Below are 18,922 nucleotides of genomic sequence, written 5' to 3'. Positions count from 1 at the left end.
GAAGTAAGTATTAAGACTTGCTTCCTATTTTTTAGCTATTAACCTTAATTTAGCTTGTTAAATATTTGCCTAATTTTAATTTTCACACCGTTGTAAAATTCTTCAAAAAATAGATTCCAAAAGTAGCCATACTGGGGAAATTGTTTCACTAACAACATCTCCACTAACACTAACAATCGCACTGTTTTTAAGGAATAAGGCCTAACAATATATCTGATTTGACCGGGTTCGGGCATCCAATGACCAATACAAGCACCTGTTTGAAAAAATTTGGCTTGAATATATAGTCCGATTGCCCTATCTAATCCCCAGAGAGGCAACCAAGTCAAAAGTTCTGCCATTCTTGTCCCTTGAAACATTTCTGTGAGAGCTTCTTTAACTGCTGGACTTTTCCAAATTGTATTATTAAAAGGTTCCACATGACTTCCATGAATGTCTTTTCTCTTAGCGTAGGGCCAGAGAGCAACTTTTATATCAAAATGATTTTCTAGAGGAGCAATGGGAACTTCTACCAAATCCTGATAGGAATCTTCTCTTTTTCTGGCAATCCTAAGTTGCTCAAGAGATGGCAACTGCTGCCAAGGTCTTTTAATTTTTTCTTCATCTAAGTAGTCTATTTTTTCTTTAAACAAACGCAGCATCCAACTCTGAGGAAATTTCTCAAAGTATTCAAGAGTTAGGGATACAACGTCTGGATGCACGAAGTCATCATCATCTAAAGCCAGTATATACTGACCGGTGGCGTTCATTAAACCGAAGGCTCTTTGAGGCGTTTCTCCTTTGTAGAGACTGTATAAAATTTTTGCTCGTGGGTCAGCTATGAAGGCTGCAGTTGTGCCAGGAGGGTAAACTAAGATAAATTCTACGTTTCCCTGCACGGATAAAAGTTGTTGTAACCAATATTCGGAAAAATTTCCGATGGTTGGGCTAACAATAGATAATATCGGTTGATTGGAACTAGCAAGCATCTCTGGTGAATTTATCTAGAAATAATTTGACGATACAAACATAAATTTGCTGAACTTAGGTGACTACCAAGACTCTCTCAAAAGGATACTTTTGAGATGAGAGAGGGTAATTCTTGTTGACTCTTATCATAATCTTGGGGGATGCCTATGTCAATAAAATATTCGTCAGAAATCAAGGCATACAACCGAGTCGGAATTGAGGATCGACCAGCGATTGCTGAAGAAAAAACTGAGATTGGTCATTGGGAAGGAGATACCATCATCGGGGGCAACCATCTCGGGGCGATCGCTACCTATCTATGTAGATAAAACCTCCAAGTTTTTAGTGGCACGAGTCATGAAGACTCAGACTACCGCCGAACTCAATCGCACCACTGAAGTGGCTTTTGCGGGCCTACCAGCCTCTCATCTCAAGACTTTCACCTTCGATAATGGCCAGGAGTTTAGTGGGTACGAGCAGGCGGCTGGCTTAGGGGTTGAATAGACATCTCCAAAAATTATAACCCAGTCACAGCTTGCTTTTGGTCTGCGTACTAACCGAATGGTTCGATGGCTGGAATGTATATCTATCGTTGCTAATTCAATTTCACTGAAAAAATATGCGGCAATTAAAATAATTTTTATTCGGGTAGATTCCTTAACTAGAAAGACTTTGGGTCTTGAGATAATATTAGGTTGAGGTCTAATGTTATTTTGCCAATCTTTATCATTCTTGGGAGCGAGGACTGAAAGAACACACCAACGATCTCATGCGGCAGTTTTTCCCGAAAGGGACAAATTTCTCTCATCATCAAACAAGCTCAGCTAGACCAAGCGACGGACTTAATCAACCATCGACTGCGAAAAGCCCTTGACTATAGCACTCCGTCTGAGGTATTCTTTAGTCAGACAGGTACTCGTACACTTCAAACTTGAGTTAGCCCTTGTTTGGCTCGTCGCTACGGGCAAATGCTCAAACAGTCACTGACTCACAAAGTTTTTTGGTATCATGTTTACAAAAACATCTAGAATTTTGCTTGAGTGAAGGAATCTATGTTTGACACAACAAAACCAATCAATCAAAAACAAATTATACACATTGGTCCAAGGTGTCATGAAGATTTTAACGTTACTTTAGCTGAAGCAATTAGGTCGGAAACTGGTATAGTAAGCCGCTTGATCGACTATGAATCTCTCAAGAATATGGACGCTTCCAGTGTTTTGTCTTCATTGATAACTCCAGATTGTTTGGGGGTTCTCTTACATTATAACTGTAGATACTACGATGTTCCCGATTGGCTCTTGAGAGTATTACAAAATCTCACAAGAACTAGAAACTTTAAATTAATTATCCTAGTCCATGAGTTCAACGCAACTTACACAAGAAAAGGGATAATTTTCCCCGCTTTCAGATTTTTACTAACTTCTTATCAAATCTTCAGATTAGCTGATTTAATCGTGACTACTACTTCCAGAATTAAAAATATAGTTTCACGATTGACTGGAAAAACCGAAGTTATTTGCTTACCAAATTTTTCTACTATGGGTGAACCTCAATGTATTCTTCCTCTCAAGGAACGCCCACCCTACTTTATTGTTTTCGGTTCCAAGTACACTCGTCCCCTAGTTTATACAAAATTCAGTAAAAATCTCCTAAAAGCCTGTCAAGCTTTAGGCATTGAACGCATTTATGATGTTGGTTATCCCTGTGATTTGAGTACCACGGAAGGTCAATTCAAAGGAATAGAGATAGTCCCTATGGGATTTCAGTCTAATCAGATTGTTAGTGAATTGATGTTAACTTCACGGGGGGGCTTTTTAGATTATAGCCATTTTCCAAGAGATTTAGGCAAATCCACTATCTTTGCCGCCTATGCCGCCCATGGTTTGGTTCCAATTCTAACAGAGTATAATCCTTCTGAAGTGGATGGAGTAGAAAATAATAAACATTATTTAGTAGCTGATGAAAATCTGTCTAGTCTTGATTTGACTCAACTTCAGCAAGTTGCTGACAACGCTCACAGATGGTATCAAGACCATAATTTGATCAAAGTCGCCAAGTTTTATGGTTCGTATTTTAATCCTGAGGTTAAACCTGATTTCGGGAATTAAAAAGTTCAGGTAATTCAATCTGACTTTTTTCGTAATCTTGGGGGATGCCTATGTCAATAAAATATTCGTCAGAAATCAAGCCATACATAGGAATTTTCTCGGTATAAACTTTGAGAAAGTCGTCCTCAAAAGAAAATTTTGATGGCAGATCAAAGCTGGATAATATGTTTTTTCCTACACAATATATACCGCCATTAATATAGCCCTTATCTTGATATTTTTTGGATTCAAACCCGATAATTTTCTGATCATCGTCTAGGAGAACATTATTATAACGATCAAAGTCAGTTAGGGGCTTCAGAGCAACAGTTATCAGGGATTTCTTTTGATTATGTAAATTAATTAAGGCGGATAAATTGACATTAAATAGGGTATCGCCGTTGACAATTAAGGCTTGTTCGGTTTCAATTTTATTTAGTGCCAACCGGATCGCTCCTCCAGTCCCTAATGGTGTATCTTCTATCAGATAATTTAGCTCGTATTCTTTGTATTTATAACCAAAATGGTCGATAATTTTCTGATGTTCATAGCCCACAGAAACTAAAAATTTGTTGGTAACTTTTTGAGAGATCAGGTAATCTAATAGATATTCTAAAAAAGGTCTGTCGGCAACGGGAGCCATAGGTTTTGGTAAACTGTTGATCACCGATCGCAATCTGGTTCCTAAACCACCCGCCAGAATAATTACATCCATAGATACACCTCAAAAATTTGAATTATTGCCAATCTTTTAAAAACTATTTTTAGGGTTATGGGGACAATCCTTCCCCGTTGATCCTTGGTTTGCTATAATGTCCATGCTTGGGTTCCGTATTTGGTAAAGTGAAAATTAATAACTTGGCCTCCTTCTGATTTCAAAGCTTTAGTTACTTCGATTTTCTTGGTAGGATCGACCATGAAGATAATAAAACCACCGCCACCGGCCCCCGATATTTTGCCTGAGTAGGCCCCGGTTTCCCTAGCTACCTGATAAATGCGATCGATCTGCGGATTACTAATTAATTTGGATAATTTCTTTTTCGCTTCCCAAGAAGTTCTCAGAATTTCTGCTATCCCCATAAAATCTGATTTAAGCAGTGCTTCTTTAAAGAGAATTGCCTCTTTTTTGAGTTGATGGGTAGCGGCGATCGCTTGATCATTTTTTTCTTGGACATTCTGAATTTGATCCTCAATTACTTGAGATGAGTAGCGAGAAATTCCCGTATAATAGAGGATCAGAGAGACTTCCAATTCATTGATCACCCAATTTTTAATCCGCAAAGGATTAACTATGACTCGATCTTGTTCATAAAATTCCATAAAATTAAAACCGCCAAAAGTAGCAGCGTACTGATCCTGTTTGCCCCCTAACCAGCCTAGGTCAATTCGTTCGATCTCGTAGGCTAAATGGGCGATATCATACTCACCTAGGGGTAATTTTAACAGTTCCACAAAGGCTTTAACTATGGCCACGGCTAGGGTAGAAGAAGAACCCAATCCCGAACCGGCTGGCGCATCGGAAAAAGTGGTGATTTGCAGCGGCAAAGGTTGCCCTTGATTAAAGTCTTTAATCAAACGATTATAGACCGCTTTATGCAGATCGAGAACGCCGTTATAAGGTAGAGGAAACTGGAGGGTTTCTATTTGTTGTTCTCCTCGATCAGCGGCAACAAAAATGACTTGTTTGTCAGTAATTTCCGTGACTGTACAGTAGGCATAGAGATCGATAGTAGCGTTGAGAACGTAACCCCCATAAAGACTACAGTAAGGTTCCACATCGGTACCGCCACCACCTAAACCTAATCTTAAAGGAGCTTTGGTTCTGATGATCATGGTTATGCTGTTTAGGTTGATTTTTTGCTAGGAGATTTTAGTTAGGAAAGAGTGCTTCTTCGATCGCTAAACAAATAGTATGAAGAACAAAACCATGACCTTCTTGAATGCGCGGGGTACTGGTGCTAGGAATCATCAAACAATAATCGGTTTTTTCCTCTAGAGCTAATCCCTTCGCCCCAGTTAAACCGATGCTAGTGAGACCTTTTGCTTGACAAACTTGGAGAGCTTGATGGATATTAGCGGAATTTCCCGAAGTGGAAATTCCGATAAAAACATCGCCAGGGTTTCCTTCCGCTTCTATCTGGCGGCTAAAAATATATTCGTAACCATAATCGTTAGCAATCGCTGTTAAACTAGCGATATCGCTATTGAGGATGCGAACCGGTAAAGACTCTCTTTCTTTCAGAAATCGGCCGTGTAGCTCACCGCCAAAATGGATAGCATCGGCGGCACTGCCCCCATTACCAGCCACTAATACTTTGTGGTTGTTGCGATAAGCATTGATACATACTTGGCAGATTTCTTGAATTTTCTCTAGATATTTTGTCTCGGTTAGTAGAGTTTTCTTCAGGTTATAAGCTTCTTCCAATTCAGTCTTGATTAAACGTAACAGAGACGGATCACTCTGGAAACTATCCAATTTTTTGTTTGATTTTTCCACCATTCGCATAGGTTTGATTTTCCAATTTTTATTAGTTGAATAAATTTAACTCTCAATCATTCTGTCATTACATTGAATAGTATCAAAAGACCAGAATCGCTGTCCATTAATTGGGGACAAAACTCCTGCAATGGTAGAATTTATCACGGGAATCGAGTCAAAAGAGTGATCTTTTGCCAGTTACTCTGGGAATATACCACAAACGCCCCAACCTTAGCACAATTTGTTTTGTTTGTAAATAAATTTTTGATGTATTCTGGCTGGGATGGGGGATTTCTGATCGGGGGATTCCACCTTTGCCAGTCTTGGCCTTTTGTTTGGCTGGACAAAAATGTTAACAATTCCTGACAATACCGCCGATATAATCAAAAGCCCAAAGGCCTGACGGCGTATAATATGCCGTGATTGCTATACTCTGACACTTAAATAGTAAGGAGAAGCAATTTAGCCGAGAAAACTAGCACAAATTGCGACAATCCCTCGGATTTTGTCTGTCCATCGGTTCAAGCTCTCGTCCCTGACAGAAGAACTGAGAATTCTAGTCCCCGACTCGAAAAAGTCCAACATAATGAATCCTTTCCCCGCAATTTCCGTCAATGACGACGACCCAAAATCCCCGTATCCGCCACCTCCCGGCAATTCTGACCAGAAAAGCGAAGATAGAGCAAAAAAGAACAAAGCCTTATTTCTCGATCGAGATGGAGTAGTTATCGACTATATTCCCTATCTGAGTAAACCAGAACAGGTGAGCATTCCCGCCGGGGCAGCGGCTGCCTTAAAACAGTGGCAGGATGCCGGTTATCTGCTGATCATCATCACCAATCAATCGGGACTTGCTAGGGGCTATTTCACTTGGGACGATCTAGCGGCGATTCACGGGCGCATGATCGAGGAATACCGACAATCGGGCGTGCATTTTCACGATCTTGCCATCTGCCCGCACCATCCCGACGAAGGATGTCCCTGCCGCAAACCCTCCCCCTATCTGCTGCTGACAGCCGCCCACCAGTACGGAATCGATTTAGCCCGCTCGTTGTTTATCGGTGATGCGCCCAGCGATCTAGAATGCGCCCTAGAAGCTGGTTGTCAGCCCGTATTGCTCTTAACAGGACGAGGAAAAGTCACCCTTGGGGAGATCGAGAAATACCCAGTTGAGATTCCCGTGTATGGCCAACTAAAGGAAACGGTAGAATTGTTGTCAAAAACCGCTGCCGAGGCAGAATTATGAGAATATTAGTCCTTTCTTGCAATAACTTTCCCTATCCACCTAGTCGCGGGGGAACCGAGGTTAGAACTTTTAACCTGATCAAATATCTTCATCAAAACCACGATGTCACCCTGTTCGCCCGTCGGGTGGAGAATGTCACCGAAACTCAGATCGAAGAATTAAAAACCTTTACCGATCATCTTGTCTTATTTCCGCCCCGGGAAATTCCCGATCAAGGCAAGGGACTGACAAAACTAATCGGTCAAACAGGGCGCTTTCTGGAGGCAATAGGACAGATGACCCCTGCTAATGTTCTTAGTTATCGTTCGCCGCTCATTCAAGAGCGAGTAGATGAATACGTCGAGCAGCAAAAATGTGATGTAATTATCTGCGCTCACAGTATCAGCGAGATTTTTATCCGGCCAGAATACCGTCAGCGAGTCAAAACAGTAGTAGATATTCACAGTTCCGTGTACGGTTGGACACGCAATCATCTAGATAGAGGAGCCTCCGCCTATCCGCTGCGGGATTTTCTCTATCTGCCCCTACTCTATCAGTACGAAAAACGTTACTGTGCCAAGTTTTCGCAGTTGGTGGCCACGACCGATTATGATCGCGAACAATTGTTAAAGATCCTCCCAGATATACGGGTGGAGATCGTGCCTAATGGCGTGGATTTAGACCTGTTTCCCTATCGTCCTCGGGATCCTGGCGGCCATAATTTGGTCTTTGTCGGTGCCATGAGTTCTACCCATAATATCGATGCCGCCCGTTTTTTTGTTTTAGAAGTCCTGCCAGTCATTCAACAGCGATATCCCGACACCACTTTAACCCTAGTGGGGGCAAACCCAGCACCGGAAGTTCTCGAACTCGCCAAGTATTCCGGTGTGAGCGTGACGGGGACTGTTCCCTCGACAGTAGAATATTTACACCGAGGAACCATTGCTGTGGTTCCCCTGCGGGTGGGATTGGGAATCAAGTGCAAAACCCTAGAATCCATGGCCGCTGGGATTCCGATTGTCGCCAGCGATCGCGGTTTAGAGGGTTTAACGGTGGCAGCAGCGGGAATTCCCCCTAGGGCGTTGCGCGCCAATAGCGTTGCTGAGTACGTCACAGCGATCGCTAGGTTGTTCGATGATCCTTCTCTGCGAGAACAACTGTCCCATAATGCCCGGGCGATGGTGGAATCGGAGTACACCTGGGAGCGAGCGGGACAAAGGTACGAGGAAATTTTGCGGGACTAATATTGTTCTGAACCCCGAAATCTCCCCCGAGATTGTTTGAGGGTTTTACCGCTATAAAAATTGATTTTTTGGAGCCTAATCATGAAAGTTTTAATAGTAGGAAATTACGTCAATGATCGGCAGATCAGTATCAATCGTTTTGTCGGTTTAGTTGAGAAAGGACTCAGGCAAAAAGGACACGAAATTCGGCGAGTGCAAGCACCGCCTATTTTCGGTCAACTGAAGCCTTCTCCCCAGGGAATCGGCAAGTGGTTAGGGTACATCGATAAGTTAATTATTTTCCCAGTGCAGTTACGTCAGCAGCTTGATTGGGCTGATATCGTCTGCATTTGTGATCAAGCTTTATCCTATTTAACTCCCTATCTAAAAGATCGCAAATATTTTGTCATCTGTCACGATATGCTGGCCATTCGTTCCGCCCTAGGAGAAATTCCTGAAAATCCCACCAGTTGGACGGGAAAACAGTATCAGGCGCTAATTTTGCGAGGATTAAAACAGGCTAAATATGTTGTCTGTTCTTCCGAAGCTACTCGTGCCGATGTTCTCCGTTTAACTAAAATTGCTCCCGAACAAACGGAAGTAATTGAGGATTGCTTGAATCAAGGATACGGTCCGATGACAAAAGCAGCAGCAGCAGCCCTAGTGGAAAAATTTAATATCAATCGTGATCATCCCTGGTTAATTCATGTCGGCGGCGGCCAATGGTATAAAAATCGATTGGGATTGCTAAAAATATTCAAGAGGTTAATCACTTTCCCTGGTCTGGAAAATTGCCGATTGATCCTGATGGGAAAACCTTTGCTGCCGGATATGCGAGAATTTGTTAATCAGAATAACTTGTCCGCACAAGTAATTGAATTAGGAACCGTCTCTGATGATGACTTACGCGCCTTTTATTGTCTAGCAACCGCTTTAATCTTTCCCTCCCTTCAGGAAGGATTCGGTGTTCCCGTTATTGAAGCTCAATCCTGTGGTTGTCCTGTCTTTACTTCCAATCGTCTCCCCATGACTGTTATCGCTGACGATGCAGCCGTTTACTTTGATCCCACTGAACACGAGGCCGCCGCTACTATTATTGCAGAAAATCTTCTCGCTCCCGATCGCCTGGAAGATTTGAGGAAAAAGGGTTTTATCAATGCCACTCGCTTTACTTACGAAAGAATGATCCAGTCCTACGACCAATTATTGCCAAAATTGTAGTCTAGAGCTTTTTGGCGACTCATTATCATCATTCCTCACCTGTTATCGAAAATTTGGGTTTAAAACCCCGTCGTTTTACGAAGGTTTTTCTTTGATGTAGCACTTAAGTAGGGAGGCACAATTATTTGTAGCATGGGTTACGCTACCGCTAACCCATGCTGGAACGAATCACAAAGACACAAAGGAGACAAAGATCGATCGGTTCTATATAAGTTAAACTGATCGCACCAAGAATAAGAGAGCCATGTATCGGCAGCATCCCAGGTGTATATTGTAGGAGCTAATTGCATTTTGTACTTTAAACAACATTACGGTTTTCGATATCTTTTAGGACTCTCTGATGAATAGAAGCAAATAAACTTCCTTGCCATAAAAAAGAAAATTTATTTTCTGTGATTAGATTGAGACAATTTAAAATTTGCTTTTCCCAGTCTTTTTGATTGTAAGTATCTTTTCCCCAAGCTTGATATAATTCCCTCTCAGTAATACCTCCTAATTTGTGAGATAATCGATTTCTATGATTACGCAATTCTTCAGAACCCCAAGCTTTTAAATCCTTAAAGTTTGCCTGGGGAGAAGTGAGAGCAATATACTTCTCTATTAATCTCTGTTGAGTGCGACTATCTAGCTTAATTTCAGGGACAGGATTGCCATTATTAACAAAAAGTTCTTTAAGAGCAGGATATTTATTCAACACAGATGATTTTAATTCTGAATAAGTATATTCAGAATTAACCATATAGTCTTTAAATTCATGTTTTAAACACTCATAAATTAAGCCTTCTACCGCTCGGAAACTATGAAGCATAGCCTCGGTTGTATTTTTTTGTTTTAGTCTAACTACTGCGGTATAAGCTTGTTCATAGGCCATCCACCAATATTGTTGATGCTGCTCTTTTTGTTGATTATCAAAACTAGAAGAAGCGGATTGAAAAAAAACTTCAAATTGTCCTTGATTCCAGCTTACTCCTGCTTGGATTAGTTGATAAAGCTTTTTCAATTCAGATTTATTCTGTTCGTAATAGGGTTTAAATAACTCCTCAATTCCTGCATAATCATAACGCTCTAATAGCTTTAAAGCCTGTTTTTGAGTGCGATCCCAAAGATAGTTAGTCCCTAAAAAATGGCCTGTGTAATCTGAAGAAATGCCCTTTTGATTGTCATGGGGAGTGGGAATAAATTCATAGAATTTAATATCGCTTCCATAAAAACTCAATCCCGAAATTCTCGACGCTTCTGAAGCTTGTCCAACTCCTCCTTTTAAGCACAATAAAATGGGTTGATTGGGTTGAGGTTTTATCTTTTCTTTCCATACTTGTTGCCACCAACGGAACATTTCCTCGAAGTTAGAAGGGTTTTCATCATTTCTACCTATATAGAGAATATTTACTACCAAATCAGAATTTAATTTATTTAGCCAATACTTAATTAATTCTCCTGAGTAAAGAGTATCTTTTTCTCTTTCTTTTACTGTTTCATTTTGATCAGTTACTACTAAATAAACTTTTTCGAGATCATTAATTTTATCTTCCAAAAGCTTACCCAGAATGACTGGTTTTACTCGCTCGCCATAATATTCAATGTTTTCCCAAAGGTATTGGGATATTTCTCGAAAAGATGATTTTTCGGTCAGAGCTAAATCAGACACCACTTCTATCTGTTCTCCGAGAATATCACCTTTCATACGATCATCGCCAATATTATACCAGTCACCAGTGGTGACTTGAAACATTAAATCTCTGGTTCCGATCGTTGCGACTAAAATTGATTTCATGAGATTATAAAGGGAATATTTGAGCAAAATTTTGAGGACTTGTATTACTTCTTAATTGCCTAATAAACTCTTGACGGGGATTCAGATTAGCACCGAATACAGTAACTATCTGGTAATCTCCTAAATCAGCAATCCACACAGGAGAAGGTTTAGCTCCACCAATGACTTTACCACAGAGATTACCATCATATTCTTTTTGACCATTGTTACTGGTAATTTTCAAAGTATCACTGTGAAGAATCGCTAAAGCATGGGGTTTACCTCTTTGTTCATTTCCCGCACAGACAAAAATTTGACAATTACTATCGGCCGCATCAATCCAATTACTTTGAGAAACTTGACCAGCTATCCTTAAATTATTAGAGTTTATATTAGTGCCAGTAACTTGATTTAAAGATTTATAAAAATCTCGCAATCTTTGCTGAAATTGTTGTTTAAATTCCTGCACATCATCGGGAATTGCCCAAAAATCTTCTTCACTGTCAATACAAAATGTAGAGCCACGGAACCAGGGGGCGCGTTCACGACTTTTGCGAGAATAAATAGGTCTTCTCGCACCTTGACCAAGACCACCCATATTAGCTAAAAACCAAGTCAAATATTTAGCTAATTTTTTGACAGCTTCTTGTTTATCTTTTGGAGTTTCGGAAGACAAAGATAAGACTAAAGTTCCCTGCTGTTCACCACAGGGATCATTTTTACCCTGAGCATTAGGCCGAGGTTCTCTTTGGGTAACTTTACCCTCAAGAATATTGACTCGCAGATAACCGTATTTTTTAGGATTAATACCTCCAAATAATTCAGCTTCAATCTCTTGAACTTCGTTAATAGGTAAAACTCCGGATACAAAAACACGAAACCAGTATCGCATCATCGATTTAAAGCCTGTCGGACGAACTTCCGCGACCGGTGCGCCGCGCATTTGCCATTCATTGCGTCGGTAATTCCATTGCCATTGGGTGAATCGTTGATAACCATGAATTAATTGACCTTCTAGCTCAAAATCCAATCGATAAAATTCCGATTCTAATCTTGGGTTGTTTCCAGATAAGATTAATTGTCCATAACCTGTATTGACTTGGGAGCCTATACCATATTGCAAGCCGTTAATTAACCATTTTTTTGCTTTTTCTAGGATATTTTTATCTTGGCACTGGCTACTTAGACGTAAACCAATTAAAAAAGTTGATTCTTTGAGAGAGAAAAAATAATTGGGGCTAGGAGAATATTCCATAGAATCATCTTTCCATGACCAAATATTATTAGCCATGTCCATTTCTAACCCCCCGTTTTTAGAAGGTAAAGGATAGGCATCGAAAAAGACAACTTTACCCGTTTTATTTTTTTCCTCTTTGGCGTTTATATCACCGAAATAGGGAGCGATTTCTTTTTCCGCGTCTTTCCATTCCAGATTATTTGCCGCCATGATTTCTCGGATGGCTTGGGTTCTGGCAACACCCCGCAATGTACTAGATGGAATATAGGGCATTCCGAGGGCATCAAAGGCAGGTAAAAGAATACTTTCCGGTCCGCGATGACCACCGACACGAATACGCCAAGTGGATTTGACTGGAAAAGCGATTCCGTCTCTCGCTAACAGTTGGATACGCCGATGGAGTTGCTCAAGACGCTGAGTATAGTTAGCATTTTCTTGGGCTTTTTGCAGAATTTGGGTTTTAGTCGCATCTTTGTGTGGATAGTCAGCAGCACGCATCCAACGGAGATATTCGACAAAACTGGCTGATTGGTCGGGTTGAGGTTGGTTTTCGGGGTTTAACCACGGTGAGGGTTGAGGAGGATTGTTATTGCCGCCACCGCCGTTATTATTGCCGCCGCCACCCCTAGGAGGCTGTTGGGGGGGTTGGTGATTATTTGTGGGTTTTATAGCTTGATTTTTTAGGGTGGGTTTTTGAGGGGGATTAGGACGTGGTAAGGGGCTATGGGACATAATAATTATAATTTCCTTTCTAGTTCAATGAATTATAAAAACTGTGGTGACAATTTACCTGAGCTAGTCCTCACTTTCCACATCGGAATAGATGGCATTAGCCCAGAAGCTAAATTCTTGGGCGATTTCCAAGCCTAAACCCGTTAATCCTAGATAATCATCGGTAGATAAATCCTTAAGAGTAGTTAATCCTTGAGAATTAGAAAGATTATCTCTTTTAGATAACTTTTCTAGGCATTGAAAATACTTTTTAACCACCTGTTTTTTTCCTTCTTGATTGAGGGCAGTTTCTTCGGCTTTTAGGCGCATCATTCCCGAAGTAGAAAGATAGGTATAAAGTTCAAGAGCTTGATTTTTTTGTTCTTTGCGGCGACTATTATCAAGAGTAGTTGAGGACAATTCTTGCAAGGCAGTGAATACGGGATTGCTAATCGTTCTAGGGTCGAATGTCATGGTTATTTTGGCTCCAAAAGTTAAAAAATATTACCTGACCAAAGGGCATCAAGAGAGATAACAATATCGGGAAATGCAACAGCAGATAAAGTTCCTGTACTAAATTTTTCTTGATATTGATAATCAGAATTTATGGGTTGACGGAAAACATAAATATCTCGATTTTTGATGGCAACTACCCAATATTCTGCAATACTAGCTTCGGCATAGATGCGTTTTTTTTCGGTTAAGTCTTGACTGAGAGTTGAGTCGGAAATTTCGATTAACCAAAAAATTTCATCAGCATAGGGATGATGATCTCGATAGCGAGAACGAGGGGGAAAAACTACAGCAATATCCGGTTCAGGTTCCGAGTTTTCTAGGGTAATGGATCCAACTTCTCTTACCCATGCTTTATCCTTGAGACGTTGACCGAGAAAGTTAGCTAATCCTTCTCCACTGTCTTTATGTAAGGGGCCTTCTGGACTCATTTCGAGAATATCTCCATTCAGTAATTCTACACGCCGATCGATTAAAATTCCCGCCGCAATCATGCGATGATAATCGACCACTGACCATTTAGCTAGGGCAAGATTAGCTGTCATAAATTACCTCTACCATTGTTGCACAAAACCACGTCCTAAACTTTCCTGTCCGCCGATTTGTAGAATGTCATTATCTGCTAATAACTGTTTAAAATCAGTTTGGGATTGTTGTCTGGTTCCATTAGCTTGAGAGGTAATACCCCAAGGAAAATACATTAAGGTGTCGGGGGGAATAGCTTCTTCATAACGAAATCCTCCATCGACGGATTTATGCTCATCTAATTTAATTTTAACTTGTCTCCATAAACTCATTTGAATTAGAGTCGTGCAATGCTGATCGGGTAATACTAAGACTTTATTAATGCCACTGCTGACAGAGTTTTGAGGAATAAAACTTTGCCAATTTGACCAGTCTTTTAGATCATCGACCTTGAGAATGGCATCCTTGAGATAGACGTTGGTGGTGGCCTTTTTAAAACTACAGCTATATTCGGGGGGAATTGTCAGGCTAGGATTAGTTAATCTTGTCCAACGACGAAAAAGTAAAGGAGAAGTGATCCAGATAACACCGTGACTAAGGGAAGGAATGGGCAACCAGAGAATCGAACCATCTCCTATCCAGATGTCTCCCTGTTCCAAGTTTTCTGCACCTTTATCGATTTCATTACCGAATAACTTAAATTTTAGGTTTTCTTCGGTAGCTAAAGAACGGATTTTCCCGCGAATTGTACTGGAGGGAACATAGGGTAAAGTGGTATGGGATTCACGAGCAATACCCACTAGATTACCCTCTTGAGTGGTTCCTCCGGTGTGTAGGGGAGAAAGTAGATAAAAGTGAATTAAGTTCATGATTAATTATTCTCCTTTATAGTTGATCCAAAGTAATTCTGAGTAGCCTAATTTGCGCCAGCGTTGGTGATATTCGGGACTATCGGGCCGATCTTGAAATAGGCGATCGGGTTTATTTAAATAGTATTGACTACCGGCGGGGACCGCGAAGACTTGGGGGGCGGGAATGCTAGTATTTTCTTTTGATTGAATGCGGCAACTGATCGGGATAGCTCGATCGGTTGCGACACTGACTAGATTGCCCGGTTTCTGATTACTATTAACAGTATGGGCGAGTTTCCATTCCCAGGGCCAAGAGCGACAAATGGCTTGATTATTATCGTGACGGCGTTCAAAAATACCGGGGGTAACGAGATAGGCGATCGCTTTATTGATTTGTTTAAAGTTCTCCTCGGATTTTTGTTGTAATTCTTGCCATTGTTGACCTAAATCATCACATTTTTCCAGCATAACTCGGTGTCCTTCTCCTCCTAACCGTAAAGTGGCGGGAGTGGGAATATCAACATCAATTCCGATCGCTATACTCCAACCGGGTAGCATTCGGATCGCTTTTTCCACAAAGTATCCATCGGCATCTTCTACCTGTTTACTTCCCGGTTTCATGGCATTATGGGAACGAATTTCTTCTTGCCAGGGTTTATCTTCTCCCTTGTGTTTTACTAACCATTGGCAAGGGTTGATCGCTCCTGTGTTTAAATAATCGAGAATAACTTTAAAAGGTAGATACTGACGATATTTACTTTCGTTCTTCTCTTCCGCTTCATTTTCTCGATTTTGGCGATTTTTGTGAGGTTTAGTCTTAGCTAAGGGGGCAGGTTTTAATCGATCCCAAAATATATGGTTTTTTGAAATAGTTAAATTATCACTCCAAGAAATAGGAATTAATGGGTCGGAATTGGCGAATCCTAAAGGACGGGGTAAATATAAAGTATCTCCGGCAAAGGATAGGAATGGACCGGTGATTTTAAAATAACTATTTTTAGAGCGATCTAGTAAAGCACTTAAAGCGCCGGCGATCGTGTGACCGTTGGGGGGAAATGTACTTCCGGCCCAGGCTCTTTCTCCGGGGCTAAAGGGTTTGGCATCCCGTAGGAGAAGAACATCTAGGGGAGTGATTGTGTACCAATACATTAAATGGAACCTCCGATCTTAATCTCTCTTTTTCGAGTCATAAAAGCCGCTAATTTCATCCAGCTACGCACGGCTTCGTTAAGATCATTAGGATCATTTTCCGTGGTTAACCAAAGATGTTTGAGAAAGTTGCTTAGGTCTTTTTGAAAAGCTTCTCTGTTCTCTGTTGTTAGATTTTCCCGACGGCTAGAGAAGGCATTGACCCAAACCTCGATCGCTTCTATCATTGGTATAGGATGCTGTTGCCAAAGGGTGGCCACTGCCTCGAATAAACTGGCATCGGAATTACTGGCGAGAAGTTTTTGCCATTGATGGAAAACATCAAACTTAGCCGTAGATTCGAGGACGTTACCGTTACCGTAGAGAACGCGCACTTGTACAGCGTCTTTTTTGACTTTTTTGCCGTCAAAGTCTTTATAGGCGTGTTCCTTGGCTTTTTTCTCAGCCTCCCAAAGATTTTCTAGGGCGATAGCAAGGGGTACGGAATGGTGAGCGATGACAATACCGAAACTGATAGTCGCCCGCTTTCCCATGGTAAATAGGGGACGTTTGGCGAGATTTTCGGCAGGTTTTTCGCCTTGCCATTGCCAATAGTCACCGGCGTTATCAAATTCCCCATGGGGGTCTTTTTCTCCCTTAAAACATTGGCGGATATCCCATAACCATTTATCCCATTCCCAGAGATTAGTATAGGCGAGAACATCATCACCGCCACCATAGATTAAGCGTCCCGCATAACGCTGTTCGGTGAGGTAGGGAACGAGTTGATTAGAGAAGTCTAAAAGGGCGCGACTGAGGGCGCTATGGGTAGATGGTCCCATGCGTTTATCGAGGGTGACAAAATCGCCAAAAGCTTTTTGAACTTCTTTTTCTAGGGTATCGGTTTCTGTCGGGGGGTGATCGGCGTATTGATGAAGTGACTTAGGGATATATTCTCGATAGGGTCTCATTTTTTGGCCTTTTAACCATTCCCCCATTCCGTCGCCGTCTCCTGCGGCGATAACATACCAATCAGCCGGGTTATTGTTGGGATAGTTTTGGTCAATTAATTGGCTTAATTGATGGTGATAATTAGCCATTTCTTCATCGGTAATCTCTAGTTCTTCTACTAACCATCCCGCATTGAGAAATCGAGGGTGATAACGTTTATATTCTGGTTCGATGTGATCGTCAATGTAGGGGATTCCCCAGGGTTGGGTAAGTGCCGGGGGAATCTTTTTACCGTCTTCTCTTAACTTACGGGAGATGGTGCCACAAGCGTGATGGAAATGGTCGAGATCACCGCCTGTTTTGAGATAACCGGCGACTCCCACGGTTAAATCGGGATAAGCGTCTAGACGCTTTTGGTCGCTATTTTTTAAGAGTTTTGGCAGGATTAGGTGTAATCCCCGTTTAACGGTTTCCGTGGCGTTGAGTTGTTCGATCCCATCGAATAATCCGGCATTTCGTTTCCAATATTGTTGTGTTTGACCTTCAGTTATCCAATCGTTGTTACTATCGGGATGGACGACGGGGCCAAGTCCAGAAATGGTGGAACGGGGGCCGAAAGCGGTGGGAATCTGCCAATCACGGGCGTTTTTGACGGCAGCAAGGGCGGAACGGTTTTGATCAAAAGCACTACTCCACCAAGAACCAACATTAGAACTAAAAGGATATTTTTTCCATTTCTGAAGACGTAATTTTCCGGCTTTTTGCAGAAATTCCTGCTCTTTTTCTAAGAATAGAGCTTTTTTATCGTAGAGATTATAAAGTTCGTTTTGTTGATCTCGCCAGCTTTGCGCTTTTTCTGGGTCTTCGGCTTGATTTTCGGCACTATTTTCGTTTTCTTGGTAAATTTCGCCACTGGTGAGGGGTTGGTCTTCTCTACCGATGGGGATCCCCACATAATAGGTTTGCCATTGGGCATTTAACCAATTGTCCCAGGTACGACTATTTTCTTTTAATTTGGGCATCCAGTGACGTTCTGCCAATTCCTCGAAAACTTGCCGACTAATTTCTTTCCATTGTTTTAATAAACTAGATTTAGCGGTTTGCATGGCCGCTGCCACCTTATCTTTGGGCAAGACGAGGATAATAATGTTGGGAAATCCGGCGGTTAGTAATTGTCGATCGCTCGGTGGGTCGATCCAGGGTTTAAAATCGGGATATTTCTCTAATAGCCATCGATCGATTAAGGGTTGTGCGTAGAGAGAGGGATAGATTAAACTATCGGGGCCGTATTGTTGGGCCAGTTGCCAGCAGACTTGAGCAGATAGATAGTGCAGAATCCAAGAACCTGCCCAAAAATCGCGCATTTTGCGGCTGGCTTTGATTAGTTCTTGCACAGGGGAAAAGGTGAAACTAACGAGATAAGCGTGGGATAATTGTTTTCCTGTCGGCCATTTATTGACCACATCTTCGGGGGTGAGATCATATCCCGCTAGGGTCCCGGCGATGGCCGCCGTTAAACTGGCATGACTCCAGATCGATCCGTCCGGTATTCTGGTTTCGGCGGGCATTAAAAGCAGATTTTCGTCATCGAGTAATTTCGTCGCCGCTTGGGGAAGACAGCGCCATAACCACCAAAATAGTTCTTTAGCATCGGTTTCTGAGATTCCTGTGCGTAATCTGTCGGGAATTTGGTTAAATAGCCGTTTTTCCTGTTCTTTTAAGTAATCTGTGCGGTTAGAAGCGATTTTCTTATGGGTTATGTTAGCTAATTTGAGATTTAAGGGTTCTCCGGAGAGGAGGTGACGCAATTCCAGACCTGTTTCTCGATCGTAGTTAACGAATTGGGTTAAACTACCGATCGCCGATCGATCGCTGGCCGAGGTGATATAGTCAGCTAGTTTGATTTGTTTGAGAATTTTTTTAGTCGATTCTTCGGGATTATGTTTTCCCCACAACTTCATTACTTCTAAATCTCTCCAGAAGCTGTTATCACCCCGTCCTGAGTTGCTATGTAGGGCTTTGAAGATAGGATCGTGTAGTAATCCCCAGATTTTCGCTTGCCAGTATCCTAGAGCCATAAACGCCTCAACTCCTTGCTGACTGATGTTCCCACTATATTCAATATGC

General features: G+C 41.6%; 17 protein-coding genes and 2 pseudogenes. 7 read left to right on the top strand and 12 right to left on the bottom strand.

The features are described 5' to 3' along the window. Positions 1 to 44: 44 nt before the first annotated feature. Together MiAbW_RS05960 and MiAbW_RS19930 are read right to left on the bottom strand one after the other, a co-directional pair. Positions 45 to 968: a glycosyltransferase family A protein gene (locus MiAbW_RS05960; RefSeq protein WP_151695333.1), complete on the bottom strand. Its 924-nt coding sequence runs from the start codon at positions 966 to 968 to the stop codon at positions 45 to 47. 77 nt (positions 969 to 1,045) lie between these two features. Beyond that, positions 1,046 to 1,153: pseudogene (locus MiAbW_RS19930) on the bottom strand (D-glycero-D-manno-heptose 1-phosphate guanosyltransferase); the annotation flags it as partial. Between MiAbW_RS19930 and MiAbW_RS05950 the strand changes: the two are divergent. The 4 genes and pseudogenes from MiAbW_RS05950 (at position 1,116) to MiAbW_RS05945 (ending at position 3,059) form a co-directional block, all read left to right on the top strand. After that, positions 1,116 to 1,277, top strand: a complete 162-nt coding sequence (locus MiAbW_RS05950; RefSeq protein ID WP_199309343.1) for a hypothetical protein — start codon at positions 1,116 to 1,118, stop codon at positions 1,275 to 1,277. The pseudogene MiAbW_RS19930 and the gene MiAbW_RS05950 overlap by 38 nt on opposite strands. 28 nt (positions 1,278 to 1,305) lie before the next feature. After that, positions 1,306 to 1,452, top strand: coding sequence for a hypothetical protein (locus MiAbW_RS19540; RefSeq protein ID WP_155726695.1), 147 nt, complete (start codon positions 1,306 to 1,308; stop codon positions 1,450 to 1,452). Between the two features lie 205 nt (positions 1,453 to 1,657). Continuing rightward, a pseudogene (locus MiAbW_RS19925) lies at positions 1,658 to 1,883 on the top strand (transposase); the annotation flags it as partial. A gap of 117 nt (positions 1,884 to 2,000) precedes the next feature. Beyond that, entirely contained in the window at positions 2,001 to 3,059 is a 1,059-nt protein-coding gene (locus MiAbW_RS05945) for a hypothetical protein (RefSeq protein ID WP_151695332.1), read from the top strand. Here the strand turns inward: MiAbW_RS05945 and MiAbW_RS05940 are convergent. The 3 genes from MiAbW_RS05940 to MiAbW_RS05930 all read right to left on the bottom strand — a co-directional run bounded on the left by MiAbW_RS05940 (position 3,037) and on the right by MiAbW_RS05930 (position 5,544). After that, positions 3,037 to 3,753, bottom strand: a complete 717-nt coding sequence (locus MiAbW_RS05940; RefSeq protein WP_151695331.1) for a nucleotidyltransferase family protein — start codon at positions 3,751 to 3,753, stop codon at positions 3,037 to 3,039. The genes MiAbW_RS05945 and MiAbW_RS05940 overlap by 23 nt on opposite strands. 92 nt (positions 3,754 to 3,845) lie before the next feature. Further along, positions 3,846 to 4,871, bottom strand: coding sequence for a GHMP family kinase ATP-binding protein (locus MiAbW_RS05935; RefSeq protein ID WP_151695330.1), 1,026 nt, complete (start codon positions 4,869 to 4,871; stop codon positions 3,846 to 3,848). Positions 4,872 to 4,908: 37 nt separating this feature from the next. Next, positions 4,909 to 5,544 carry a D-sedoheptulose-7-phosphate isomerase gene (locus tag MiAbW_RS05930; protein ID WP_151695329.1) on the bottom strand — a complete coding sequence of 212 codons (636 nt, stop codon included), beginning with the start codon at positions 5,542 to 5,544 and terminating at the stop codon, positions 4,909 to 4,911. A 559-nt stretch (positions 5,545 to 6,103) separates the two neighbouring features. Between MiAbW_RS05930 and MiAbW_RS05920 the strand changes: the two genes are divergently transcribed. The 3 genes from MiAbW_RS05920 to MiAbW_RS05910 all read left to right on the top strand — a co-directional run bounded on the left by MiAbW_RS05920 (position 6,104) and on the right by MiAbW_RS05910 (position 9,186). Then, positions 6,104 to 6,763: a D-glycero-alpha-D-manno-heptose-1,7-bisphosphate 7-phosphatase gene (locus MiAbW_RS05920; RefSeq protein ID WP_151695328.1), complete on the top strand. Its 660-nt coding sequence runs from the start codon at positions 6,104 to 6,106 to the stop codon at positions 6,761 to 6,763. Next, positions 6,760 to 7,986: a glycosyltransferase family 4 protein gene (locus MiAbW_RS05915; protein ID WP_151695327.1), complete on the top strand. Its 1,227-nt coding sequence runs from the start codon at positions 6,760 to 6,762 to the stop codon at positions 7,984 to 7,986. The genes MiAbW_RS05920 and MiAbW_RS05915 overlap by 4 nt, the downstream gene beginning before the upstream one ends. Positions 7,987 to 8,067: 81 nt before the next feature. Continuing rightward, positions 8,068 to 9,186, top strand: coding sequence for a glycosyltransferase family 4 protein (locus MiAbW_RS05910; RefSeq protein ID WP_151695326.1), 1,119 nt, complete (start codon positions 8,068 to 8,070; stop codon positions 9,184 to 9,186). Between the two features lie 298 nt (positions 9,187 to 9,484). On the opposite strand, the gene MiAbW_RS05905 is transcribed toward MiAbW_RS05910, so the two are convergent. From MiAbW_RS05905 to cas10, 7 genes are all read right to left on the bottom strand, one after another. Beyond that, positions 9,485 to 10,960 (bottom strand): hypothetical protein, encoded by a 1,476-nt coding sequence (locus MiAbW_RS05905; protein WP_151695325.1) that lies wholly within the window; start codon positions 10,958 to 10,960, stop codon positions 9,485 to 9,487. 4 nt (positions 10,961 to 10,964) lie between these two features. After that, the gene (cmr6, locus tag MiAbW_RS05900) at positions 10,965 to 12,908 is read right to left on the bottom strand and encodes a type III-B CRISPR module RAMP protein Cmr6 (RefSeq protein ID WP_151695324.1); all 1,944 of its coding nucleotides are present in this window, start codon (positions 12,906 to 12,908) and stop codon (positions 10,965 to 10,967) included. Positions 12,909 to 12,971: 63 nt separating this feature from the next. Continuing rightward, a complete protein-coding gene (locus MiAbW_RS05895) occupies positions 12,972 to 13,361 on the bottom strand; it encodes a hypothetical protein (protein WP_151695323.1) in 390 nt (129 codons plus the stop codon). A 20-nt stretch (positions 13,362 to 13,381) separates the two neighbouring features. Continuing rightward, the gene (locus tag MiAbW_RS05890; RefSeq protein ID WP_151695322.1) at positions 13,382 to 13,945 is read right to left on the bottom strand and encodes a Uma2 family endonuclease; all 564 of its coding nucleotides are present in this window, start codon (positions 13,943 to 13,945) and stop codon (positions 13,382 to 13,384) included. A 9-nt stretch (positions 13,946 to 13,954) separates the two neighbouring features. Then, complete coding sequence (gene cmr4 / locus MiAbW_RS05885; protein WP_151695321.1) at positions 13,955 to 14,734, bottom strand: type III-B CRISPR module RAMP protein Cmr4; 780 nt, start codon at positions 14,732 to 14,734, stop codon at positions 13,955 to 13,957. Positions 14,735 to 14,740: 6 nt separating this feature from the next. Further along, positions 14,741 to 15,865, bottom strand: coding sequence for a type III-B CRISPR module-associated Cmr3 family protein (locus MiAbW_RS05880; protein WP_151695320.1), 1,125 nt, complete (start codon positions 15,863 to 15,865; stop codon positions 14,741 to 14,743). Next, complete coding sequence (cas10, locus tag MiAbW_RS05875) at positions 15,865 to 18,873, bottom strand: type III-B CRISPR-associated protein Cas10/Cmr2 (RefSeq protein ID WP_151695319.1); 3,009 nt, start codon at positions 18,871 to 18,873, stop codon at positions 15,865 to 15,867. The genes MiAbW_RS05880 and cas10 overlap by 1 nt, the downstream gene beginning before the upstream one ends. Positions 18,874 to 18,922: the final 49 nt, after the last annotated feature.

Source organism: Microcystis aeruginosa NIES-4325, from assembly GCF_008974145.1.
GTDB lineage: Bacteria > Cyanobacteriota > Cyanobacteriia > Cyanobacteriales > Microcystaceae > Microcystis > Microcystis aeruginosa_G.
This window is presented reverse-complemented; position numbering and strand designations above follow the sequence as displayed.

What these genes read in the sequence shown, in the direction of transcription:
- MiAbW_RS05880 (WP_151695320.1), bottom strand. Translation starts at nt 15,865, where the DNA reads ATGTATTGGTACACAATCACTCCCCTAGATGTTCTTCTCCTACGGGAT.
- MiAbW_RS05895 (WP_151695323.1), bottom strand. Translation starts at nt 13,361, where the DNA reads ATGACATTCGACCCTAGAACGATTAGCAATCCCGTATTCACTGCCTTG.
- MiAbW_RS05905 (WP_151695325.1), bottom strand. Translation starts at nt 10,960, where the DNA reads ATGAAATCAATTTTAGTCGCAACGATCGGAACCAGAGATTTAATGTTT.
- MiAbW_RS19540 (WP_155726695.1), top strand. Translation starts at nt 1,306, where the DNA reads ATGAAGACTCAGACTACCGCCGAACTCAATCGCACCACTGAAGTGGCT.
- MiAbW_RS05915 (WP_151695327.1), top strand. Translation starts at nt 6,760, where the DNA reads ATGAGAATATTAGTCCTTTCTTGCAATAACTTTCCCTATCCACCTAGT.
- MiAbW_RS05940 (WP_151695331.1), bottom strand. Translation starts at nt 3,753, where the DNA reads ATGGATGTAATTATTCTGGCGGGTGGTTTAGGAACCAGATTGCGATCG.
- MiAbW_RS05920 (WP_151695328.1), top strand. Translation starts at nt 6,104, where the DNA reads ATGAATCCTTTCCCCGCAATTTCCGTCAATGACGACGACCCAAAATCC.
- MiAbW_RS05950 (WP_199309343.1), top strand. Translation starts at nt 1,116, where the DNA reads ATGTCAATAAAATATTCGTCAGAAATCAAGGCATACAACCGAGTCGGA.
- MiAbW_RS05910 (WP_151695326.1), top strand. Translation starts at nt 8,068, where the DNA reads ATGAAAGTTTTAATAGTAGGAAATTACGTCAATGATCGGCAGATCAGT.
- cmr6 (WP_151695324.1), bottom strand. Translation starts at nt 12,908, where the DNA reads ATGTCCCATAGCCCCTTACCACGTCCTAATCCCCCTCAAAAACCCACC.
- cmr4 (WP_151695321.1), bottom strand. Translation starts at nt 14,734, where the DNA reads ATGAACTTAATTCACTTTTATCTACTTTCTCCCCTACACACCGGAGGA.
- MiAbW_RS05960 (WP_151695333.1), bottom strand. Translation starts at nt 968, where the DNA reads ATGCTTGCTAGTTCCAATCAACCGATATTATCTATTGTTAGCCCAACC.
- cas10 (WP_151695319.1), bottom strand. Translation starts at nt 18,873, where the DNA reads ATGGCTCTAGGATACTGGCAAGCGAAAATCTGGGGATTACTACACGAT.
- MiAbW_RS05945 (WP_151695332.1), top strand. Translation starts at nt 2,001, where the DNA reads ATGTTTGACACAACAAAACCAATCAATCAAAAACAAATTATACACATT.
- MiAbW_RS05930 (WP_151695329.1), bottom strand. Translation starts at nt 5,544, where the DNA reads ATGCGAATGGTGGAAAAATCAAACAAAAAATTGGATAGTTTCCAGAGT.
- MiAbW_RS05935 (WP_151695330.1), bottom strand. Translation starts at nt 4,871, where the DNA reads ATGATCATCAGAACCAAAGCTCCTTTAAGATTAGGTTTAGGTGGTGGC.
- MiAbW_RS05890 (WP_151695322.1), bottom strand. Translation starts at nt 13,945, where the DNA reads ATGACAGCTAATCTTGCCCTAGCTAAATGGTCAGTGGTCGATTATCAT.